The following is a 22037-nucleotide window of genomic DNA, read 5'->3' on the forward strand; positions in this document are numbered from 1 at the left end:
GAGCGATTTCGAAGAAGGGTTACCGGCCGCCTCATGAATGTCGTCGTCGTCGAGTCGCCAGCCAAGGCGAAGACCATCAATAAGTACCTTGGCGACGGCTATACCGTGCTCGCCAGCTATGGGCACGTGCGCGATCTGCCCGCCAAGGACGGCTCGGTCCGGCCCGAAGAAGACTTCGCCATGTCGTGGGAGGTCGAGGATCGCGCCGAAAAGCGCGTGCGCGACATCGTCCACGCCCTGAAAGGTGCCGAGACCCTGTTCCTCGCGACCGACCCGGACCGCGAGGGCGAGGCGATCTCGTGGCACCTGGCCAGGGTGCTGGAGGAGCGCAAGGCGCTCAAAGGCATTCCGGTGAAGCGCGTCGTGTTCAATGAGGTCACCAAGTCGGCGGTGACCGAGGCGTTCAAGAACGCGCGCGCGCTGAACGACGAGCTGGTCGACGCCTATATGGCGCGCCGCGCGCTCGACTATCTCGTGGGCTTCACGCTCTCGCCCGTGCTGTGGCGCAAGCTGCCGGGCAGCCGGTCGGCCGGCCGCGTGCAATCGGTCGCCTTGCGGCTCATCTGCGAGCGCGAGGCCGAGATCGAGGTCTTCCGTCCGCGCGAATACTGGTCGGTCGAGAGCACCTTCAAGACCGGCCCTGGCGCCACGTTTTCGGCGCGGCTCACCCATCTCGACGGCCGCAAGCTCGACCGGTTCGACTTGGCCAACGAGGCGGCCGCCAAGGCCGCGGTCGCCGCCGTCACCGCCGAGCCCGGTTATGCGGTCGCGAAGCTCGAGCATCGCCAGGTCCGCCGGCATCCGCAGCCGCCGTTCACGACCTCGACCCTGCAGCAGGAGGCATCGCGCAAGCTGGGCTTCTCGGCGAGCCGCACCATGCAGGTCGCCCAGCGGCTCTATGAGGGCATCGACCTCGGCGGCGAGGCGGTCGGCCTGATTACTTATATGCGAACCGATGGTGTCGCTCTGTCGAACGACGCCATCACCGCCGCCCGCCGGCTGATCGGCCGCGACTATGGCGAGAAATACGTGCCGGCGGCGCCGCGCCAGTACAAGGCGGTCGCCAAGAACGCCCAGGAGGCGCACGAGGCGATCCGGCCGACCGACGTGCTGCGCCTGCCGTCGCAGGTCGCAGGCGCGCTCGATGCCGACCAGTTGCGGCTCTACGAGCTGATCTGGAAGCGCACCGTCGCCTGCCAGATGGAATCGGCCGTGCTCGACCAGGTCGTGGTCGACATCAACGGCGCCTCGGGCCGCGTCACCTTCCGCGCCACCGGCTCGGTCGTGCGTTTCGACGGCTTCCTGAGGCTCTACCAGGAAGGCCGCGACGACGAAGCCGACGACGAGGAGAACCGCCGCCTGCCGCCGCTCACCGAACGCGAGGCGCTCAGCCGGCTCGACGTCAGGCCCGAGCAGCATTTCACCGAGCCGCCGCCGCGCTATACCGAGGCGAGCCTGGTCAAGAAGCTCGAGGAACTCGGCATCGGCCGGCCGTCGACCTATGCTTCGATCATCCAGGTCCTGCAGGACCGCGAGTATGTGACGCTCGAGAAGAAGCGCTTCCAGCCGCAGGACCGCGGCCGGCTGGTGACCGCGTTCCTCGAGAATTTCTTCGAGCGCTACGTCCAGTATTCCTTTACCGCGGACCTCGAGAACCTGCTCGACGAGATCTCCGGCGGTCGCGCCGACTGGAAGCAGGTGCTGCGCGAGTTCTGGGACCATTTCAGCCTGGCGATCGCCGGCACCAAGGACCTGACGATCAGCCAGGTGCTGGAGGCGCTCGACACCGAGCTTGGGCCGCATTTCTTCCCGGAGGACGGGTCGGGCAAGGATGCGCGCCTGTGCCCGAGCTGCGGCCAGGGCCGGCTGTCCTTGAAGCTCGGCAAGTTCGGCGCCTTCATCGGCTGCTCCAACTATCCGGAATGCCGCTTCACCCGGCCGCTCGCGGTCGAACAGGGCCAGGGCGACAGTGAGGCTGCGTCCAACGGCGACACAGGCCCACGCGCGCTCGGCACCGATCCGGTGACGAGCCTGCCGGTGAGCGTGCGCAAGGGCCCCTACGGCAGCTATATCCAGCTGGGCGAAGGCGACAATGGCGAGAAGCCGAAACGCGTCTCGCTGCCCAAGGGCATGAAGCCGCAGGACGTGGCCCTGGATACCGCGCTCGGCCTCCTGGCGCTGCCGCGCGACATCGGCTCGCATCCGGAGACCGGCGAGATGATCGTCGCCGGCATCGGCCGGTTCGGGCCCTACATCAAGCTCGGCAAGACCTTCAAGTCGCTGGCGGCCGACGATGACGTGCTGACGATCGGCATCAACCGGGCCGTGAGCCTGCTCGCCGAGCCGGCCAAGGGCGGCCGTGCGGCGCCGACGCCCTTGAAGACCCTGGGCGCGCATCCGGCCGATCAGGCGCCGATCCAGGTCTTCAAGGGCCGCTATGGTCCCTATGTCGCCCATGACGGCGTCTATGCCACGCTGCCGAAGGGGGCGGATCCCGAGAGCTTCACGCTCGAGCAGGCGCTCGAGCTCCTGGCGGCGCAGAAGGCCAAGCCCAAGGCCGGCAAGGGCCGCGCCGGCACCAAGGCCGCGCCGAAGAAGGCCGCGGCCAAGGCGAAGGCGGAACCCGCGGCAGAGGGCACCGCCGCGCGAAAGACGGCAGCCAAGAAGGCGCCTGCCGCCAAGCCCGCCGCCAAGAAAACCGCGGCGAAGAAGGCGCCGGCGACGAAGAAGGCGGCGAGCGCCTGATGGCGAAGCCGCCCGGCGGCAAAGCTCCCAAGACGCGGGTGCCGCATCGCGTGCCCGGCGGCCTGCCGACCCGGCAGCAGATCGTCGAGTTCATCGCTCAGAGCCCGGTGCCGGTCGGCAAGCGCGAGATCGCCAAGGCATTCAAGGTCGGCAGTGCCGACCGGGTCGCCTTGAAGGGCCTGCTCAAGGACATCGAGCGCAGCGGCCCGGTCGAGCGCGGCCCCCGCCGGCGCCTGGCACCCGTCGGCGCCTTGCCCGAGATCGCGGTGGTCGAGATCGCCGGCATCGATGCCGAGGGCGAGCCGATCGTGCGCCTGCTCGGCAGCGATCCGTCGATCCCCACGCCGAGCATCCGGCTTGCCCCGGGCCGGCGCGGCGAGGAGACCCTGGGCGTGCGCGACCGCGCCGTCGCCCGGTTCCGCCGGCAGGAGGACGGCAGCTATCTCGCCGCCGTCGTGCGCAAGGTCGAGCCGCAGGGCGAGCATGTGCTGGGCGTGTTCAAGGCCGATGCCGACGGCGCCGGCCGTATCGTGCCGACCGACCGGCGGAACAAGACGACCTATCGCATCCGCGCGAACGAGGGGCTGGGTGCCGCCGACGGCGACCTGGTGCTGGCGGAACCCCTGCCCGTGCCGCGCCTGGGCCTGCCGCACGCCCAGGTGATCGAGCGGCTGGGCCGGATGAGCGATCCGAAGGCGATCAGCCTGATCGCGATCCACCAGCAGGGCATCCCGGTCGGTTTTCCCGAGGCGGCGATCAAGGAGGCCGAAGCCGCAAAGCCAGTGACGCTCGGCAGCCGCACCGATCTGCGCGACTTTCCGCTCGTGACCATCGACGGCGCCGACGCGCGGGATTTCGACGACGCAGTCTGGGCAGCACCGGACGACGACCCGGAGAACCCCGGCGGCTGGCACCTGCTGGTCGCGATCGCCGACGTCTCCTGGTACGTGCGCCCGGGCAGCGCGCTCGACCGCTCGGCCCGCGAGCGCGGCAATTCGGTCTATTTCCCGGACCGGGTCGTCCCCATGCTGCCCGAGGCCCTCTCGAACGAGCTTTGCTCGCTGAAGCCGGCGGTCGAGCGTGCCTGCATGGCGATCCATCTCTGGCTCGACGCCGACGGCAAGAAGCTTCGGCACAAGGCGGTGCGCGGCCTCATGCGCTCAGCAGCGCGCCTCACTTACGAGCAGGTTCAGGCGGCGATCGACGGCCGGCCCGACGATACCACCGGCCCGCTTGTCGACCCGGTCATCCGGCCGCTCTACGGCGCCTATGCAGCCCTCGACAAGGCGCGGCGGAAGCGCGGCACGCTCGACCTCGACATTCCGGAACGGCGCGTCGTGCTGGGCCCCGACGGCACGGTCGAACGCATCGACCAGCGCGAGCGGCTCGACAGCCACAAGCTGATCGAGGAATTCATGATCGCCGCCAACGTCGCCGCGGCCGAGATCCTGGAAAAGGTCCACAAGCCCTGCATGTACCGGGTCCATGACGCGCCCGATCCGGAAAAGCTGGCATCACTGCGCGAGTTCCTGGAAGGGCTCGAGATCCACGGGCTACAGCTCGCCAAGGGCCAGGTCGTGCGGCCGACGCATTTCAACCGGATCCTCGCCGCCGCCGAGGGCCGGCCCGAGGCCGCGATGATCAACGAGCTCGTACTCCGGTCGCAGGCCCAGGCGATGTACGCGCCGGACAACCTCGGCCATTTCGGCCTGGCGCTGAAGCGCTACGCCCATTTCACTTCGCCGATCCGCCGCTACGCCGACCTTCTGGTCCACCGCGCCATGGTCGCGGGCCTGCATCTGGGCGACGATGGGCTCGACACGGTCGATCCGGAGGCATTTGCCGAGCTCGGCGTCGACATCTCGCGCCTCGAGGGCCGGGCGGCGACGGCCGAGCGCAGCGCCGTCGACCGCTATCTGGTCGCCTATATGGCGCAGCATGTCGGCACGATCCTGCCCGGCCGGGTCAACGGCGTCACCCGATTCGGCCTGTTCGTGACGCTCGCCGAGAGCGGTGCCGACGGGCTCGTGCCGATTTCAAGCCTGCCGGCCGACTACTATCATCATGACGAGCGGGCGCACCGGCTGGTCGGACAGCGCAGCGGCCGTGTCTATCGGCTGGGCGACACGGTCGATGTGCGGCTCGCCGAGGCCGATCCGGTCGCGGGCGGCCTCACCTTCCAGCTGATCGACGGCGGCGGCGAGGATCGCGTCTCGCGCAAGGGCCAGCGCCTGCTGCGCACGCCGCCCAAGGACGCCGGACGGAAGTTCGATGGCCAGAAGTTCGACCGGCCGGGTCGCAAGCGCCCGGGCACCGCGCCCGGTCGTCGCTGAACTCGCGCCGCTGAAGTGGCGTCACTGAACCTGCGCCGCTGAACAGACGCCGTTGAGCCGATCTTGAAAAGACCGATGGGGACAGGCACGCTTTTTACGCGCATTCCACGGTCGGAATGCTTTGGGCGATGCCCTGGAGACGAGCGCCTTGGGGAGTAAGCGGAGCGGCTGCATCGAGGTCGGGCGGCGGAGCCTCGGCGGTGTCCTTCTGCTTCTGTCGCTGATGAGCGCTTGCGCCTCGTCGCTCGACAACCGAGCGACGCGCCCGGACCGACTCGGGCACGATTCGGCGGAAACGCTGTTTGCCGAGGCGTTCCACGAAATCCACCAATACTATTTGCAGCCGATTTCGAGCGAGACGCTGGCCATGGCCGGCCTCGCCCGGCTCGACCAGGACGACCGATCCTTCACGGTGGCCGAGATCGGCCATACCGTCGTGTTCTTCGACAAGGATACGGCGATCGAGCATGTGCCGGCGCCCGCCCCGGACGACGCCGACGGCTGGGCGGAAGTCGTGGCGACGGCGCTCGTCGACGGCCGCTCGCACGCGCCGGCGCTTGCGAGCGCCTCCGACGAGCAGCTTTACCAGAAACTGTTCGACGGCATCCTGCCCAAGCTCGACCGGTTCACCCGCTATGCCGGCGCCGACGCCGCGCGCGATCAGCGGGCGTCCCGCGACGGCTTCGGCGGCATCGGCATCACGCTCGACTATTCCGACGGCAATCCCCGCGTCTCGACCGTGACGCCTGGAACGCCGGCAGCACGCGAGATTCGCGTCGACGACCGGCTCGCTGCCGTCGACAACGTGCCGGTCGAGAGCCTGACCGAGCGGCAGGTCATCAACCGGCTGCGCGGCGAGCCCGGCTCGCGCGTCATCGTGACCCTGCGCCGGCCGGGGCGCGGCGAGCCGATCATGGTGTCCTTGCGGCGCGCGCTCATCGTGGCGCCGACCGTGACGGTCGACCGGGACGACCAAGTCGCGGTCTTCCGTATCTCGAGCTTCAACAGCGGCACGGTCCAGTCATTGGCCGACGCGATCGAGCGGATGCGGACGGAGCTTGGCCGGCAATGGCGCGGCGTCGTGCTCGACCTGCGCGGCAATCCAGGCGGCCTGCTCGAGCAGGCGACCGGCGTCGCGGCCCTGTTCATCGACCGTGGCCAGATCGTGAGCACGCGCGGCCGGGATCCGACGGCGACCCAGGATTTCGAGGCCCACACCGGTGACCAGACCCACGGGCTGCCCGTGGTTGTCCTCGTCAACGGCGGGTCCGCCTCGTCGGCCGAGATCGTGGCCGCGGCCCTGCAGGACCACGAGCGGGCCGTGCTGGTCGGCACCAGTTCCTACGGCAAGGGCACGGTCCAGCGCGTGCTCACCCTGCCGAACCAGGGCGAGCTGACGCTGACCTGGGCCCGGCTCTATACGCCGGCGCACTACGTGCTGCATGAACACGGCGTCGTGCCGGTCTTCTGCACGAGCCGCGCCGGCGCCTCAGAGACCGCGGCCGATCCGGCAGCCCGCCTCGCGGCGATCGTCGAGCATGGCCTGCATCCGCAGGGCGTCGAGGCGCAACCGCGTGCGACGCTTGCCGACCCGGCCTGGCAGCGCCTGCGCCGCGACTGCCCGGTCGAGACCGAGGACAATCCGCTCGACCTGAGGCTCGCCAAGCGGTTGCTGCACGATCCCTCGCTCTATGCTGCCGCCCTCTCCGCCCCGGCCGTGGCGCTGGCGCAGCAGTCGGGCGGACATTCCGACGCCGCACCCCTGCAATAGCGCTGCGCGCGCTTGACTTGGCGGCGGATCTCGATAGTTTGCGGCGTTTCGATGAACCCCGTTCGGAAGACCGGAAATGGCAAAGTCTGCAACCGTCCTGATCAAGCTCGTCAGCTCCGCTGACACGGGCTACTACTACGTGACGAAGAAGAACCCGCGCGCGAAGACCGAGAAGATGTCCTTGAAGAAGTACGACCCGGTCGTGCGCAAGCACGTCGAGTTCAAGGAATCGAAGATCAAGTAAGGCCGTTTCCGTCGCTGCCGGTCCGGGCGCCTGTCGAGGCGGCGGATCGGCCGGACGGCGGCCTCTGGCGGGACCGGGCAACCGGTCCGACGATCGTTCCCCGCGCATGCCCGAACGCCCCGCTCCCCCGAGCGGCGGCGTGTTTTTGTCTGTCCGGCTTTGACGATACGGCGAGGGACGCTTACGGCAGGATGCCGTCCGGCACGAACGGGCCGCAGCCGCTCGGCTGCCACACCATGACGCGGTTGCGTCCGGCGTGCTTTGCCGCATACAGCGCCTCGTCGGCGTTGCGCAGCAGCTTGGCCGGCGTCGTGGCGTCAGGCCCTGACACGGCGACGCCGATCGAAATCGTGACCGGCAGCGAGCGCGGCCCGATCGTGACCTCGATCGGCCGGTCGCCAATCGCCCGGCGAACGCGGTCGCCGACGGAGCCCGCGGCGCTGAGCGCGCTGTCGGGCATGACCACGACGAATTCCTCGCCGCCGTAGCGCGCGACGAGGTCGAAGCCGCGCACATTGCCGAGCGTGCGGCGCGCCACCTCGACCAGCACCTCGTCGCCGACCGAATGGCCGTAGGTGTCGTTCACCTGCTTGAAGCGGTCGATATCGAACATCAGGACCGCGACATCCTTCGCCGGGCCGCCGGAGCGGCCGAACAGCGTATCGAGATGGGCGGTCATGTAGCGGCGGTTGTAGAGGCCGGTCAGCCCGTCGGTGAGGGCCAGCGTCAGGCCGCGCTTGTAGTTGTCGAGCAGCTGGTCCTGCAGGCGCTTGCGCTTGATCTGGATCCGGGTGCGCGCGATCAGCTCGTTCCGGTCGACCGGACGGATGATGTAGTCGTTGGCGCCGAGGTCGAGCCCCTTGGCGAGGCGCGGATAGTCGCCGTCGTCGAGGATGAGCAGGATCGGCAATTGCCGCGTCTGCTCGACCGCGCGCAGCTGCGAGACGAGCCTGAGCGGATCCTCGCGCTCGAGCGCCATCGAGATGATGATGACGTCGTAGATGCCCTGGCCGGACAGCTGGTAGGTCTCGGCGTTGGTTTTGACCAGGGTCAGCTGGTCGGCGAGCGGCTTCAGGATCTGGGTCAGCTTGGCGCCGGCGAGCGGATTGTCTTCCAGCACCAGGATGTTGCCGGGTGCCACCTGCTCGACCTCGGACGCAGCACCGTCGCCCGGCAGGGCCGCCAGCCGGCCGTTGATCTCTTCGCGCAGCAGCCACTCGTCGAGCGTGCGCTTCAGCCGGATCAGCGAGCGCACGCGCGCGAACAGCGCCACGTCGTTGACGGGCTTGGTCAGGAAATCGTCGGCGCCGACCTCGAGCCCACGCAGCCGGTCGGCAACGTCGCTGAGCGCCGTGACCATGACGACCGGAATGTAGCGGGTCGCGGGGTCGCTCTTCAGGCGCTTGCACACCTCGAGCCCGTCCATGCCCGGCATCATGACGTCGAGCAGGACGATGTCCGGCGACTCGCGCTTGGCGATCTCGAGCGCCTGCGGTCCATTCGATGCGGTCAGAACGTCGTAGTACTCACTCAGAAGCTTCGCTTCCAGCAGCCGGACGTTGACCTCTATGTCATCGACGACGAGAACTCTGGCGGACATCCACCGCTCGCTAATTAAGGAACTGCTTCAAAGTCTTGATGAAATACGCGACGGAGATCGGTTTGGCCAGATATGCTTCGCACCCGCCCTCGCGCATTTTCTCCTCGTCGCCCTTCATGGCGAAGGCCGTGACGGCGATGATTGGAATCGATTTCAGATCGTCATCCTCCTTGATCCATTTTGTTACCTCCAGGCCGGAGATTTCCGGCAACTGAATGTCCATCAGGATCAAATCCGGGTGGTGCTGGCGTGCGAGCTTCAACGCCTCGATGCCGTCCTTGGTCTGCAGCGTGTTGTAGCCATGAGCCTCCAGCAGATCATGAAACAGTTTCATATTGAGGTCGTTGTCTTCGACGATCAGAATCGTCTTGCTCATCGGAAGTTCCTTAGTGCGATACCGGTCGGCCCTTGAGGGTACAACCAGTTCGAAAGACGCCATCACCATCCTGGACCGTGGTCACCCTCAACGCTTAGCCAAGCAGCCTTAAGATTTGGTAAGCCTTTTCGGCCCCCGGCGTCGTCGAGGCCGATTTTGTTGATTTGACACATATTTTTATGGGTTTGTTTCAAATGGGTCCGACCCTTCGCACCCCGGCCCTTCGCACCCCGGCCCTTCGCATCGGCGTCGATCTCGGCGGCACCAAGATCGAGGCCATCGCGTTCGATCCCGCAGGCAGGATGCTGATGCGCCATCGCGTGCCGACCCCGGCGGGCGATGCCACGGCCCGGATCGCCGCGATTCGTGATCTCGTCGGCCTGGTCGAGGCGCAACTGGGCGCCCGCGGCACGGTCGGCGTCGGCACGCCCGGCGCGCTCTCGCCGGTCTCGGGCCTCATCCGGAACGCGAACTCGACCTGCTTCAACGGCCAGCCGCTCGACCGCCTGCTGGCCGAAGCGCTCGGCCGTGAGGTGCGCATCGCCAACGACGCGAATTGCTTCGCGCTCTCCGAGGCGACCGACGGCGCCGGCGCCGGCGTGCCGGTCGTGTTCGGCGTGATCCTCGGCACCGGGGTCGGCGGCGGCCTCGTGATCGACGGCAAGATCCTGACCGGGCGCCACGCGATCGCCGGCGAGTGGGGCCATAATCCCCTGCCCTGGCCCGAACCCGGCGAGCGCCCCGGCCCGGCCTGCTACTGCGGCCGGACCGGCTGCACGGAAACCTTCCTGTCCGGCCCCGGCTTTGCCGCCGATCATGCGGCCGTCACGGGCGAGGCGCTCCTGACCGCCGAGATCGTGGCGCGTGCCGAGGCCGGCGATGGGCCGGCCCGCGCCAGCCTCGAACGCTACATCGATCGCCTCGCCCGCGGCCTCGCCGCCGTCATCAACCTGGTCGATCCCGACGTCATCGTGCTGGGCGGCGGCCTGTCGAACCTGACAATGCTCTACGAGGCGGTGCCGGCGCGCTGGGGCCGCTACGTCTTCTCCGACACGGTCGCAACGCGCCTGGTACCGCCGCACCATGGCGATTCGAGCGGCGTGCGCGGCGCCGCCTGGCTCTGGCCCCTCCCTGACCGCGATTCGCCCTGATCGCGATTCGCCCTGACTGCGATTCGCCGCTGGCGATCGGGATCGAGTTCCGCTAAAACCGCCGGCCCTCGCGTCGTCGGAGATTTGGCATCATGGGCTACTGCGGCCTCGATTTCGGCACGTCGAACACGACCCTGGGCGTCGTCGACGGCAACGCGCCGCGCCTCATCGCGCTCGAAGGTGCTGAGACGACCCTGCCCAGCGCCATCTTCTTCGGATTCGGCGCCGGCCGGGCCGAGGTCGGCCGCGCGGCGATCGACGCCTATGCCAGGGGTATCGACGGGCGCCTGATGCGCTCGCTCAAATCCGTGCTCGGCACCGACCTCATCGATCAGGACACGCTGCTCGACCGGAACCGCATCGGCTTTCGCGCCGTGCTGCAGCGGCTGCTGAGCGAGATCCGGGCACGGGCCGAAGAGGCCGCCGGCCACCCGCTCGATGCCGTCGTCCATGGCCGGCCGGTGCATTTCGTCGACGGCGACGATGCCGCCGACCGGCGCGCGGAAGACGCACTGGCCGAAATCGCGCGCGCGATCGGCTTCCGCCATGTCTCGTTCCAGTTCGAGCCGATCGCGGCGGCACTCGATTACGAGCAGCGGGTCGAGCACGAGGAAGTGGCGCTCATCGCCGACATCGGCGGCGGCACGTCGGATTTCTCGATCGTACGGCTGGGGCCGGACCGCCGGCGCGCGGCCGACCGGGCCGCCGACATCCTGGCCAACGACGGCATCCGCGTCGGCGGCACCGATTTCGACCGGCTCCTGTCGCTGAAGAGCGCCATGCCGCATCTGGGCTACCAGTCGCCGATGAAGCGGCCCGGCTTGCTGGCGCCCAACGGCTATTTCACCGACCTTTCGACCTGGTCCAAGATCAACTTCCTCTACACGCCCAAGGTCATGGCCGAGATTCGCCAGGTCCAGCGCGAATCGGCCCGGCCGGAGCTGATCGCGCGGCTCCATCACGTGCTGGAGGAGCACCTGGGCCACCGCCTGGCGATGACGGTCGAGCGCGGCAAGATCGGCCTCAGCGACCAGGCGGCGTTCGACCTGCCGCTCGGCTGGATCGAGCCGGGCCTGGCGGCCGGCTTCGCCCGTCCGGCGTTCGAGGCCGCGACCGACGAGCTCTGCCGCAGCATCGCCGGCATGATCCGCCGATGCCTCGCCGACGCCGGGCTCGGACCCGAGCGGATCGACGCAGTGTTCCTCACCGGCGGCTCGACCCTGTTGCCCAACGTCCGCCGCGCCATCCTGGACGAGTTGCCAGAGAGCCGGGTGGTCGAAGGCGACAAGTTCGGCTCCGTCGGCCTCGGGCTCACGATCGAAGCCATGCTCCGGTACAATTGAGCGATCGTTCAAACGTAGTTAACGCCTCCCCGGGCAAGTTCGGATCGGTGACCGCTAAAGCGCGTCCTCACGAGGCAGCTCAACGCAGCCGTCGAGCCGCGAACAAGGGGCAGGCAGATCATGCGCGCATTGGAGAACTGGTCGCTTTCCCGCAAGCTGGCTCTGCCGGCAGCGCTCGTCATCCTGGTCACGCTCGGCATCGTCGCCTACGCCAGCCACGCCATGAGCGGGCTGGCGCTGCAGCTGAAAGACATGACCGACCGGAAAGCGGTCGTACTGGAGCGGGCGCTCGAGGCGGAGAGCGTCTTCAACAGCGCCGCGGTCAGCGAAAAGAACGTCATCCTGTCGACCGACGAGAAGACGGCGCGCAACCACGTCAAGCTCTACGATGACGCCTCGGCCAAGACGCTCGATCTCTTGGACCAGCTCGACGCGCTGAAGCCCTCGCCCGATCAGGCGCAGCTGGTCGCGACATTCCGTAGGGCTGCGCTCGAACGCCGCGACATCAGCCACAAGGTGTTCGAGCTGGCCGCCGCCGGCAAGACGCAGGAGGCGTTCACGCTCTCGAGCCAGGAGGCGGCAAAGAAGCGGCGCGAGGCGATCACCGCGGTGGATCAGCTGATCGTCGGCCTGCGCACGGATCTGAAGTCGGCGCGCGAGAGCGCCGATGCCGAGGCGAACGCTGCACAAGATTGGCTGATCCTGGGCAGTGCCGCCGGCCTCGTGATCGCGTTCGGCCTCGGCGCCGCGATCACCATCGGCACGGTGACCCGCCCCTTGCGCCAGCTGACGCGCCTGACGCAGCAGCTGGCCGACGGCGATCTCGACATGACGGTGCCCGAGACGACGCGTCGGGATGAGATCGGCCACATGGCGGCGGCGCTCGCGATCTTCCAGGCGAACGCCCGCGAAGCGCAGCGGCTCACCGAGGCGATGGGCGAGGCCGCAGCGGCCAAGGAAGAGCGGCGCCACCAGATCGAGACGGAAATCCGGGATTTCGACAAAACCGTGGGCGGGGCGCTCGAGCAGCTCTCGTCCTCCGTGGCAGCACTCAATACGACGGCGGCGGAGATGACGGATACCGCCGGCGACACCAGCCGGCAGGCGAGCACGGTCGCGGCGGCGTCCCAGCAGACATCGGCCAATGTCGAAACCATCGCCGCCGCGGCGGAGGAACTGAGCGCCTCGGTCCAGGAGATCGCGCGCCAGACGAGCCACGCGGCGGGCATCATCGCGGGCGCCGTGCAGGAAACCGCCCATACCGACGAGACGGTGCGCGGCCTCGCCGACGCCGCGCTCAAGATCGGCGACGTCGTCAAGCTCATCAACGACATCGCGAGCCAGACCAACCTCCTGGCCTTGAACGCGACGATCGAGGCGGCACGCGCCGGCGAGGCCGGCAAGGGCTTCACCGTGGTGGCGTCGGAGGTCAAGTCGCTCGCCAACCAGACGGCGCGGGCGACCGAGGATATCGCGGCCCAAGTCGATGCAATCCGCAGCGTGGCGCAGGAGGCGATCGCGGCCATCGAGCGGATCGGCGGCACGATCCGCGAGGTGCACGAGGTCGCGACCGCAATCGCCGCCGTCGCCGAGCAGCAGCAGGCGAGCACGCGCGAGATCAGCCGCAACACCGCCGAGGCGGCCCGCGGCACGCGGGAGGTCTCCGGCACGATCGACCGGGTCAGCGGCGGCGCCGATCATACCCAGACCGCCGCCAGCCAAGTGCAGGCCGCCGCCGCGTCGCTCGGCCGTGAGGCCGACACGCTCCGCGCCTCGGTTGGCGCCTTCGTCGACCGGCTGCGGGTCGTCTAGCCGCGCGCCGAGCGCCGGCGCCAGATGCCGGGATAGTCCAGCACCAGCCCCTCGCCGTCGACGGTGAGATCGGCGGTGAAGCCGCTCGCAAGGCTGCGATAGCGGAAGCGGCGCGGCGCGTCGGGCACGTCGAGCAGGGTATAGTCCTGCGCCGACGGCTCGACCGTCAGTTCCGGCACGCGGATGTAGGCGACCTGGATTGCCTGCGGCCGGCCCGGCTCGAAGGAGAGCCGGCGGATCGGCAGCGTGTTGGTGAACGGCGACGCCATGATGTCGATGTCGACGCAAGCGGAAAGATCCGGCCGGCTCCAGCCGTCAACCGACCAGCGCCCGTCCGCCGAGCGTTCGACGGCCAGCGGCTTCGTCGCCCCGTCGCGCTCGACGACGAGCCGGGCCCGTCGGAAGCCCCACCCCCCGTCGAGCTCGACCTCGTAGGAGATGCGCAACGGGTCGGGCCCGAGCTGCACCAGCACGAGCCCGCTCGCAGTAATCGCCTCGGCCCCAGTCTCGAGCGACGAGTACTCCAGCGACAGATGCTCGAGACCGGTTCGATCAAGCCATTCCCAGACGATGTCCTCTGGCATCGCTCACTCCGGCTGGCTGCAATAGGCCTCGATCCTATAGCCATCCGGATCGATCGCGAAGGCGGCGTAGTAATCGTCGCCGTAATTCGGACGCAAGCCGGGTGCGCCATGGTCGCGTCCGCCGCCGGCGAGGGCTGCGGCATGGAACGCGTCGACCGCGGCCCGGCTCGGCGCCTTGAAGCAGAAATGCAAGCCCGAGCGCTCGTCCGCCGATACCGGCTGATCGGTCGCGATCAGGATCAGCACGCTCTCGGTGCCATAGCTGAATTCCCTGTCGTCGCCGAACCGGGTCGGAATGCCGAGCGCGCCGAGGGCTGGGTCATAGAAACGCCGGGACGTCGGGATATGCCGGACGCCGATGGAAACATGGTCGAACATGGGTGCCTCGCTTGCTCGAAAGCGGCCCGCCGATCGGGCCGTGGCTTGGAGACTAACCGGCCGCTCCTGACACCGTATTGTCAGGTAGGATCTGCCGATTTTCGTGCCGCCGCTGACGTTCTAAAGTGCGGCCTGTCACTCTCGCGTCGCCGCCGGCGGCTCCATGGAGACTTCCCCGCATGACGCGGATCGAACGCGCCTTCGCCATCCTGCTGCTGCTGAGCGACGGCAGCACGGTCACGGCCACCGAGCTCGCCCGCCGTTTCGAGGTCTCGGTGCGCACGATCTATCGCGACGTCGAGATGCTGAGCGAGACCGGCGTGCCGGTCTATGCCGAGCGCGGCTCCCAGGGCGGTTATCGCCTGCTTGAGGGCTATTTCCTGCCGCCCGTCACCTTCACCCGCGCCGAGACGGTCGCGATGCTGCTGAGCCTGGCGCTCGCGCGCGGCCTCAAGGTGCCGCCGTTCGCCGCCGAATTGGAGAGCGCCGAGCGCAAGCTGGTGGCGGCTTTGCCTCAGCGCCTGAAGCCGCTTCTGGCGGAGACCCGGCGCCTCATCGGCTTCGAGCGCCCGGCGATCGACGCGTTCCATCCGGAATGGCCGGGTGCGGCGGACGGCACGCCGGCGGCCGACGCGGCCGAGGCGCGCGCCGTCGAGATCTTCCTCAAGGCCGTGCTCGACGGCACGCGTGTCCGCTTCGTCTATCGCACGCCCCATGCGCACGGCGACCGGGAGACCGAGGCGCAGCCGCAGGGCCTGCTGTGGGACCGCGACCGCTGGTACCTGATCGGCATCAAGCTCGACAGCCGCAACCGGCCGCCGGCCGAGGCGCAGCGCTTCTGGCGGGCCGACCGAGTGGTCGAGATCGAGCCTTCGACGTTCCGCAGCCCGCCGCTGCCGTTCGACGTGCGCGACCATGTCGGCGGCCTCTGGCTCGCCCGTGCCATGGCGCGCTGGAACGGGCCCGACGCGGTCCGCATCCGCATGCCGCAGGCCAAGGCCGAGCGCTTGAGGAAAGACTGGTATTTCCGCTTCGCCGATTACCAGCCCGACGGCGAGGGCCATGTGATCATGAGCTATGGCGAGGGCGATCCGGCGCTGGCCTTCGAACTCGTGCGCTGGCTCGGCCCCGAGGCGGAACTGCTGTCGCCCAAACCCTGGCGCGACCAGCTCCGCGCCGAGCTCACGGCGATGGTGGCGAAGCTGTCAGCCTAGCTCTCGCTCGGCAGATGGCGGAGCACGACGGCAGCCCGCGTGCCGTCCGCCTGATCCACGGTCAAGCGAACGAGCGTGCCGCTGCGCATGCCGCGGATGACCTGGTCCGGCGCCAGATCCGCCGCGAAGCTGTCGCCCGAGACCCTGGCGTCGAGCGTCTTGAAGCCAGGCCTGGTCTTGCCGTTGGCGCCGGCACCCCAGCCGTAGGTGAGCACCCCGTGATCGCCCGCCGGCAATTCCAGATAGATCGCCTGCCCTTGGCTGCTATAGCCGAACCAGGCGTCGCCGTGCGGCCTGACGCCCATCTGGGCCAGTGCCAGCGGGATCTCGTCTGCACCGCAATGGAACTCGCCGGGCTTCGGCGCCAAGTCCGCAGCCAGGAACAGGTTCATGCAGCTCGCGTAAGCGTCGAAATCGGGCGTGTCCGCCCCCGCGGTGCCGCGCACGCCGCTCGTCTCGTCGATCAGCAGGAACGGCAGGCCGCCGCGCCGACTCAGGATGTCCCTGGCCGCCGGGCCGCGCACATGCGGCACCTGTTCGTCATCCGTCGGGAAGAAAACGAACAGCCGCTCGGTTTCCAGGTGCTCCAACTGGTCCCAGGTGTAGTTCAGGATCACCTGGGCCCAGTCGTCGGTAGGAAGGGGCGTGATGTTGCGTGGGTATCCCGCCCATTTGATGCCGGTGTTTGGCGCGAAGGCGACGATGGCATAGAGGCCGCTGATCTTCTTGCCCGCTTCGAGCGACAGGGCGCCGCCCACGTCCTGGCCGGCAAGAATGATCCGCCGATAGCCTTTCGCCCTGGCGGATTCGACCTGCTGCGCAAGCTGCGCGACCACGCGGTCGACCTCGGGCCACCCGCCGAGACCGCCGGTCAGCCGGCTATTGCGCTGCAGGCGGATGACATCCCAGCCGAGTGCCGCCAACCCCTCCATCGCCCGGATCGGCGGCACGGTCGTGCCGATGTGGTTCCAGGGATCAGGATGGTTCCAGATGATCAGGCCTTGCGCAAAATTCGCGCCGAGCAGCGGATAGTCCGGTAGCGCATCCTCGACCCAATAGCTGGTGTCCGACGTCACGGCGGGCCGTTTGCCGATCACGGTGATATCTTCGGTTGCTGGGGCAGGCTTGGCGGCGGGCGCATTCGACGACGGTTCCGCCGCCAGCGCCGGCATCGCGGCCACGACCGCCACCGCAACGATCAACCATCGCCATGACGTGCGCATTGGAGACCTCCCGCGTGGCATCGGTTTCCTGCGGATCAGCTGTTGCCGGCCAGGCGATGCAGCAGCACGGACGAGCGCGTGCCGTCGGGCAGGTCGACGGTCAGGCGCAGCTCGTTGTCCTGCTTCAGCCCGCGGACGGTCAGGTCCTTGTTGAGGTCGAAGGTGAAGCCGGCGCCCGTCGGCTTCGGCTCGTAGCCCTTCACGGCCGGCTTGCCGCGGCCGTCGGCGCCGTAGCCCGAGCCATAGAGGATCGGTCCGCCGCCGGCCGGCAGCTCGACATAGGTCTCGAGCCCACGGTTGCTGTAGCCGAACCAGGCATCGCCGCCGTGCGGCTTCGCTCCCATGCGCGCAAGCGCCGCCGGCACCTCGTCGGTGCCGCAATGAAACTCGCCGGCGTGCGGGGTGGCGTCGGGCGCCAGGAAATACGCCATGCAGGTGGTATAGGTGGCGAACGCCAGACTGTCGGCACCAGCCGTGCCGCGCACGCCGCTCTCCTCGTCCACCAGCACGAACGACAGGTCCGAACGGGCGGCGAGGATCTCGCGCGCGCCGGCGCCGCGCGGCTGCGGTACCTGCTCATCCGCATTGGGAAACAGCACGACGATGCGCTTGGCATGCGCCTCCCGGAGCTGGCTCCAGGTCCGGTCGATCGAGGCGGCGCCGTCGCCGGTGTTGGGCGCGAGGGCAACGACCGCGTAGAGGTCGCCGACGGTCTTGGCCGTCTCGAGTGCCAGCGCGCCGCCGAACCCCTGGCCGGCGAGGATGATCCGCTGATAGCCGGCCGTGCGGGCCGCCGCCACCTCCTGCGTCAGCGCGTCGCGCGCCTCGGCGAGGCGGTTCTCCCAGGACGGCTGCAGGCGCGGGTTGCGCTGCAGGCGGATCACGTCCCAGCCGAGGGCGGAGAGCCCGCCGACCGGCTTGCCGGTCGAGAGGGCCGCCCCCTGACCGTTGGCGGCGGCCGGATGGTTCCAGATCACCAGCCCCTTGGCGAATTGCGGGCCGAGCGGCGGGAACTCGGCGAAACCATTCTCGAACCAGATATTGGCGCCGGGCTGCGGCGGGCGCTGGCCGGTGACGATGATGTCCTCGTTGAGCGTGGCGGCCCGGCCGATGCCGGACATGGCGACAAGAAGGGCGAGAAGCGGCAGGAAGCGTCGCATCGGCACACCCGTTCCGTGGAGAGGGGAGAGGCGCTATCGTCTGAGTTGACGCGCCCACTGTGCCAAAATCGCCGCCCACGCGCCAGGGCGCGCAACCTCGTCGCGACGAAAATTCAACGGATGGTTGGGCCGAAAGCCGCCCGGAATCTCAGCAGGCCGGCTTCGGCAGGGCCTGGATTTCCTTGAGCTTTGCCTTGATGACGTAGTCGCCGTAGTCGATCGTCATCTCGCTCGAGACGCCATTGTCCATGAGGCGCATGCCGAGCTCGTAGTCCGGGTTCTCGTCCTTGCTCGATTCCGGGAAGAATGCCATGCGCACGTTCCAGGACGGGCGATCGATCAGCGGCGACTTCACCTCGGTGCTGGCCGGGTTGGCCTTGGCGTCCATCTTCGGGCCGACGACGGCACTGATATCGACCGCGCCGTCGACCGAGGAGCCGTCGAAGACGTCGGCCGAGATGTAGTGCTCGCCCTCCTGCGCCTTGCGGATCAAGAGCAGCGTATGCGCAGTCGGGAACAGCGCGCCCGGCGGCAGATCGAACGTCTGGTCCTTGGGGTGCACAAACACGGCGGCACCACCCTTGGCGCCCTTCAGCGTCGCGTCGCCCTTGATGTCCTCGTCCGGCTGGCCGTTGCGGGTCCGGCGCTCGTTGAAGCGATAGGACTTGCCGTCCTTGCTTTCCCAGGTGACGAAGTTCGAATTGATGTCGACCGGCTGGTCCTGCTCGTACTGCATCGAGAGCTTGTAGCGCTGCTCGATCGTCCAGCCGTCGCAGCTCTCGCCCCATTGGTAGGCGAGCGAGCCTGTGGCGCCGACCACGCCGCTGTTGGGCTTGGCGCTCTCGAGCGTCATGTCGTAGAGCGCCCGGTGCGGCTGCACCTCGACCGGACGCGCCGGGGCCGCGACGGCGGCACCGCTGCCGAGGGCCGTGATCGCGGCCGTCAGGATCACCCGTCGCATCGTCCTGTTGCTCATGCTGCTCTGACGCTTTCCGCTCGCGGTCTCGTATCCTGTTACACTGGCAGCAGCGACGGCTCCGGCGCAATGACCGAAACCGCGCGGCTGCTTGCGGCAGCCCGCCGCATCGCGAAGCCGTATCCCCGAGAGAACGAGCTTCAGCCCTGCAAGGTTCAGCCTGGCTTGCCGCCCTTGACCGGCGGCAAGTTGAGCTGGATGTGCAGCTCCTTGAGCCGGGCCGCCGGCACCGGCGCCGGTGCCTGCATCAGCAGATCCTGGGCCTGCTGGTTGAGCGGGAAGGCCATGACCTCGCGGATGTTGGGCGTGTCGGCCAAGAGCATGACGATGCGGTCGATGCCCGGGGCCGAGCCGCCGTGCGGCGGGGCGCCGAACTTGAACGCGTTCAGCATGCCGCCGAAGCGCGCCTCGACCTCGGACGCGGGATAGCCCGCGATCTCGAACGCCTTGTACATGATGTCCGGGCGATGGTTGCGGATGGCACCCGACGACAGCTCGATGCCGTTGCAGACGATGTCGTACTGGTAGGCGTTGATGGTGAGCGGGTCCTGGGTCTGAAGCGCCTCGAGCCCGCCCTGCGGCATCGAGAACGGGTTGTGGCTGAACTCGATCTGGCCCGTGTCCTCGTTGAGCTCGTACATCGGGAAGTCGACGACCCAGCAGAACTTGAAGATGCCGGTCTCGCAGATGCCGAGCTCCTGGCCGATCTTCATGCGCGCGGCCCCGGCAAGCTTGGTCGCCGGCCCCTTGGCGTCCGACACGAAGAACACGCTGTCGCCGTCCCCGGCGCCGGTGATCTCCTTGAGGTTGGCCAACCGCGCCTCGTCCAGGAACTTCGCGATCGGGCCCTTGGCGGTGCCTTCGGCGAAGGTCACGTAGCCCAGGCCCTTCGCACCCTGCTCCTGCGCCCAGCCGTTGAGCTTGTCGAAGAAGCTCCGGGGCTTGTCGGCCGCCTGAGGCGCGCGGATGCCGCGCACGACATGGCCCTTCTCGATGGCGCCCGCAAACACGGCGAAATCGGAGCCGCGGAACACGTCGGCGACGTCGGTGATGACGAGCGGGTTGCGCAGATCCGGCTTGTCCGAGCCGTACTTCATCAGCGCATCGGCATAGGCGATGCGCGGGAACGGCCAGGGCGTCACGGCCCGGCCGTTGGCGAATTCCTGGAACACGCCGCCCAGGACCGGCTCGATCGCCGCGAACACGTCCTCCTGGGTCACGAACGACATCTCGAAATCGAGCTGGTAGAACTCGCCCGGCGAGCGGTCGGCGCGCGCATCCTCGTCGCGGAAGCAGGGTGCGATCTGGAAATAGCGATCGAAGCCCGCGACCATCAGCAGCTGCTTGAACTGCTGCGGCGCCTGGGGCAGCGCATAGAATTGACCCGGATGGAGCCGGCTCGGCACCAGGAAGTCGCGCGCCCCCTCCGGCGAGGACGAGGTCAGGATCGGCGTCTGGAACTCGGTGAAGCCCTGCTCGATCATGCGGCGACGGATCGATGAGATGACGCGCGAGCGCAGCAGGATGTTCGCGTGCATCGCCTCGCGCCGCAGGTCGAGGAAACGGTACTTGAGCCGCGTCTCCTCCGGATAGTCGGCGTCGGTGTTGACCGGGAACGGCAGCGGCTCGGCATCGGTCTGCAGCAGGTATTCGGTGATCTGCACCTCGATCTCGCCGGTCGCGAGGCCCGGATTGACCGTCTCGGCCGCGCGCGCCACGACCTTGCCGGTCACCGTGATGACGCTTTCGAGCTTTGCCGCGTTGATCGCCGCGAACACCGGGCTGCCGCTGTCGACCACGACCTGGGTGATGCCGTAATTGTCGCGCAGGTCGACGAACAGCAGTTGGCCATGGTCGCGCTTGCGATGGACCCATCCGCTGAGCCGCACGGTCGTGCCGGCGTGGCTCAGCTTCAACTCACCGCAGGTATGGGTCCGGTAGGCGTGCATGGATCGGGGCCTTCTGATAGCGGCAGCCGCGCAAGGCGGCTCGAAATGGACTGTAAGCGGCCGGTGCTGCACCGGCTTCTCGAAGCGGCGTAGAGCACCCTGCCGTCCCCGGTTTGTCAAGCGGCGGGCGGGCCGGCATGTGTTGGGCCATGTGCTGGCCGCAAGGCCGCCCGTCTGTTATCTCGATCGGATGCCGGCCCCAGCTTCGCCCGTCCTTGGTCATTGCCGCAATTGCGGCCATCCGCGCGCCGACCGCTTCTGCGCCCGCTGCGGCCAGGACAGCCGCGACCATAGCCGTGAGCTCGGCGACCTTTTGCGCGATTTCGTCGAGCATGTGCTGGCCTTCGACCTCAAGTCGGCACGCAGCTTCTGGACGCTGGTCGCGAAACCCGGGCAATTGACGCTCGACTGGGCGGAAGGCCGCCGCATCCAGTGGGTCTCGCCGTTCCGGCTCTATCTGGGCGCAAGCTTCCTCTTCTATGTGGCGCTCTGGCTGAGCGGGCTCGCCCTCCTGCAGATCCAGGCGACGCCCATGACGCTGGACGCGCTCAACGCGGCAGGCATCCCGCCGCATGCCGACGGCACGCCGGTCTATCAGTTCGAGCCGGCGATGCTGGTGCCACCGGTGCCACCGCTCGAAGTCCCGCCCCTTACCAGCCAGCGGCTGCAGAGCTACGCCGACGAGGCGGGCATGCCCAAGCTCGCCGCCATCGTCCAGAAGATCCTGGCCAATCCGGCACAGCTCAACGAAGCGGCCGACGTCTGGATGCCGCGCATCCTATTCGCGCTGGTGCCGCTCTGCGCCTGCCTGTTCGCGCTGTTCCGCGCCCGCCGGCCGCTCCTGTTCCTGGACCATCTGACGTTTGCACTGCATCTGCAGGGCTTCATCTTCCTGCTCGCGGTCGCGATGATGCCGGTCTGGTACCGGACGGACCACTTGGCCGCCTCGATCATCCCGGGTCTCGTCATCCTCGCCTACGGTACACTCGCCCACCGCCGGGCCTACGGCAACGCCCTCTGGCTCTCGGCGCTCAAAGTGCTGGTCGTGCTGGCGATCTATCTGACGCTCCTGCTCGCAGGCCTGTTCATCGTCGCCGTTGCCGCGCTGTCCCTCAGCTTCGTCTGATCGGCGCTGCAAAAAACGTCATTGCGACGCATTATCATTATCCATTACAAGA

At 68.3% G+C, this 22037-nt stretch carries 17 protein-coding genes; 9 read left to right on the forward strand and 8 right to left on the reverse strand.

Going from position 1 to position 22037, the window contains the following annotated elements; translation table 11 throughout:
• The first annotated feature begins 33 nt into the window (after positions 1-33).
• From topA to rpmG, 4 genes are all read left to right on the forward strand, one after another.
• Positions 34-2745, forward strand: a complete 2712-nt coding sequence (gene topA / locus IEY58_RS24525) for a type I DNA topoisomerase (RefSeq protein WP_189050693.1) — start codon at positions 34-36, stop codon at positions 2743-2745.
• On the forward strand, positions 2745-5078 hold the full coding sequence (rnr, locus tag IEY58_RS24530; protein WP_189050694.1) for a ribonuclease R: 2334 nt from the start codon (positions 2745-2747) through the stop codon (positions 5076-5078). The genes topA and rnr overlap by 1 nt, the downstream gene beginning before the upstream one ends.
• Positions 5079-5226: 148 nt before the next feature.
• Positions 5227-6849 (forward strand): S41 family peptidase, encoded by a 1623-nt coding sequence (locus IEY58_RS24535; RefSeq protein ID WP_189050695.1) that lies wholly within the window; start codon positions 5227-5229, stop codon positions 6847-6849.
• A gap of 76 nt (positions 6850-6925) precedes the next feature.
• Positions 6926-7093 (forward strand): 50S ribosomal protein L33, encoded by a 168-nt coding sequence (rpmG, locus tag IEY58_RS24540; protein ID WP_189050696.1) that lies wholly within the window; start codon positions 6926-6928, stop codon positions 7091-7093.
• 181 nt (positions 7094-7274) lie between these two features.
• Here the strand turns inward: rpmG and IEY58_RS24545 are convergent, their stop codons facing one another.
• Positions 7275-8693 carry a PleD family two-component system response regulator gene (locus tag IEY58_RS24545; RefSeq protein ID WP_189050697.1) on the reverse strand — a complete coding sequence of 473 codons (1419 nt, stop codon included), beginning with the start codon at positions 8691-8693 and terminating at the stop codon, positions 7275-7277.
• 10 nt (positions 8694-8703) lie between these two features.
• Positions 8704-9069 (reverse strand): response regulator, encoded by a 366-nt coding sequence (locus IEY58_RS24550; RefSeq protein WP_189050699.1) that lies wholly within the window; start codon positions 9067-9069, stop codon positions 8704-8706.
• Positions 9070-9263: 194 nt separating this feature from the next.
• Here IEY58_RS24550 and IEY58_RS24555 point away from each other — a divergent pair, with 194 nt between their 5' ends.
• The 3 genes from IEY58_RS24555 (at position 9264) to IEY58_RS24565 (ending at position 13375) form a co-directional block, all read left to right on the forward strand.
• Positions 9264-10220, forward strand: coding sequence for an ROK family protein (locus IEY58_RS24555; protein ID WP_189050701.1), 957 nt, complete (start codon positions 9264-9266; stop codon positions 10218-10220).
• Positions 10221-10312: 92 nt separating this feature from the next.
• Positions 10313-11563, forward strand: coding sequence for an Hsp70 family protein (locus IEY58_RS24560; RefSeq protein ID WP_189050703.1), 1251 nt, complete (start codon positions 10313-10315; stop codon positions 11561-11563).
• Between the two features lie 120 nt (positions 11564-11683).
• Positions 11684-13375: a methyl-accepting chemotaxis protein gene (locus IEY58_RS24565; protein WP_189050705.1), complete on the forward strand. Its 1692-nt coding sequence runs from the start codon at positions 11684-11686 to the stop codon at positions 13373-13375.
• Here the strand turns inward: IEY58_RS24565 and IEY58_RS24570 are convergent.
• Positions 13372-13959, reverse strand: coding sequence for a putative glycolipid-binding domain-containing protein (locus tag IEY58_RS24570; RefSeq protein WP_189050707.1), 588 nt, complete (start codon positions 13957-13959; stop codon positions 13372-13374). The two genes, IEY58_RS24565 and IEY58_RS24570, sit on opposite strands and share 4 nt — an antisense overlap.
• Positions 13960-13962: 3 nt before the next feature.
• The gene (locus IEY58_RS24575; RefSeq protein ID WP_189050709.1) at positions 13963-14337 is read right to left on the reverse strand and encodes a VOC family protein; all 375 of its coding nucleotides are present in this window, start codon (positions 14335-14337) and stop codon (positions 13963-13965) included.
• Positions 14338-14516: 179 nt separating this feature from the next.
• Between IEY58_RS24575 and IEY58_RS24580 the strand changes: the two genes are divergently transcribed.
• Complete coding sequence (locus tag IEY58_RS24580) at positions 14517-15551, forward strand: helix-turn-helix transcriptional regulator (protein WP_189050711.1); 1035 nt, start codon at positions 14517-14519, stop codon at positions 15549-15551.
• On the opposite strand, the gene IEY58_RS24585 is transcribed toward IEY58_RS24580, so the two are convergent.
• From IEY58_RS24585 to aspS, 4 genes are all read right to left on the reverse strand, one after another.
• Entirely contained in the window at positions 15548-16774 is a 1227-nt protein-coding gene (locus tag IEY58_RS24585) for an alpha/beta fold hydrolase (protein WP_189050713.1), read from the reverse strand. The genes IEY58_RS24580 and IEY58_RS24585 overlap by 4 nt on opposite strands.
• 35 nt (positions 16775-16809) lie before the next feature.
• On the reverse strand, positions 16810-17934 hold the full coding sequence (locus IEY58_RS24590; RefSeq protein ID WP_189050715.1) for a hypothetical protein: 1125 nt from the start codon (positions 17932-17934) through the stop codon (positions 16810-16812).
• A gap of 148 nt (positions 17935-18082) precedes the next feature.
• Positions 18083-18910 carry a cell envelope integrity EipB family protein gene (locus tag IEY58_RS24595; protein ID WP_189050717.1) on the reverse strand — a complete coding sequence of 276 codons (828 nt, stop codon included), beginning with the start codon at positions 18908-18910 and terminating at the stop codon, positions 18083-18085.
• A 155-nt stretch (positions 18911-19065) separates the two neighbouring features.
• Positions 19066-20859, reverse strand: a complete 1794-nt coding sequence (gene aspS / locus IEY58_RS24600; RefSeq protein ID WP_189050719.1) for an aspartate--tRNA ligase — start codon at positions 20857-20859, stop codon at positions 19066-19068.
• Between the two features lie 190 nt (positions 20860-21049).
• On the opposite strand from aspS, the gene IEY58_RS24605 reads away from it, so the two are divergent.
• Positions 21050-21985: a DUF3667 domain-containing protein gene (locus IEY58_RS24605; RefSeq protein ID WP_189050720.1), complete on the forward strand. Its 936-nt coding sequence runs from the start codon at positions 21050-21052 to the stop codon at positions 21983-21985.
• Positions 21986-22037: the final 52 nt, after the last annotated feature.

Source organism: Aliidongia dinghuensis, from assembly GCF_014643535.1.
Taxonomy (GTDB): Bacteria; Pseudomonadota; Alphaproteobacteria; order ATCC43930; family CGMCC-115725; genus Aliidongia; species Aliidongia dinghuensis.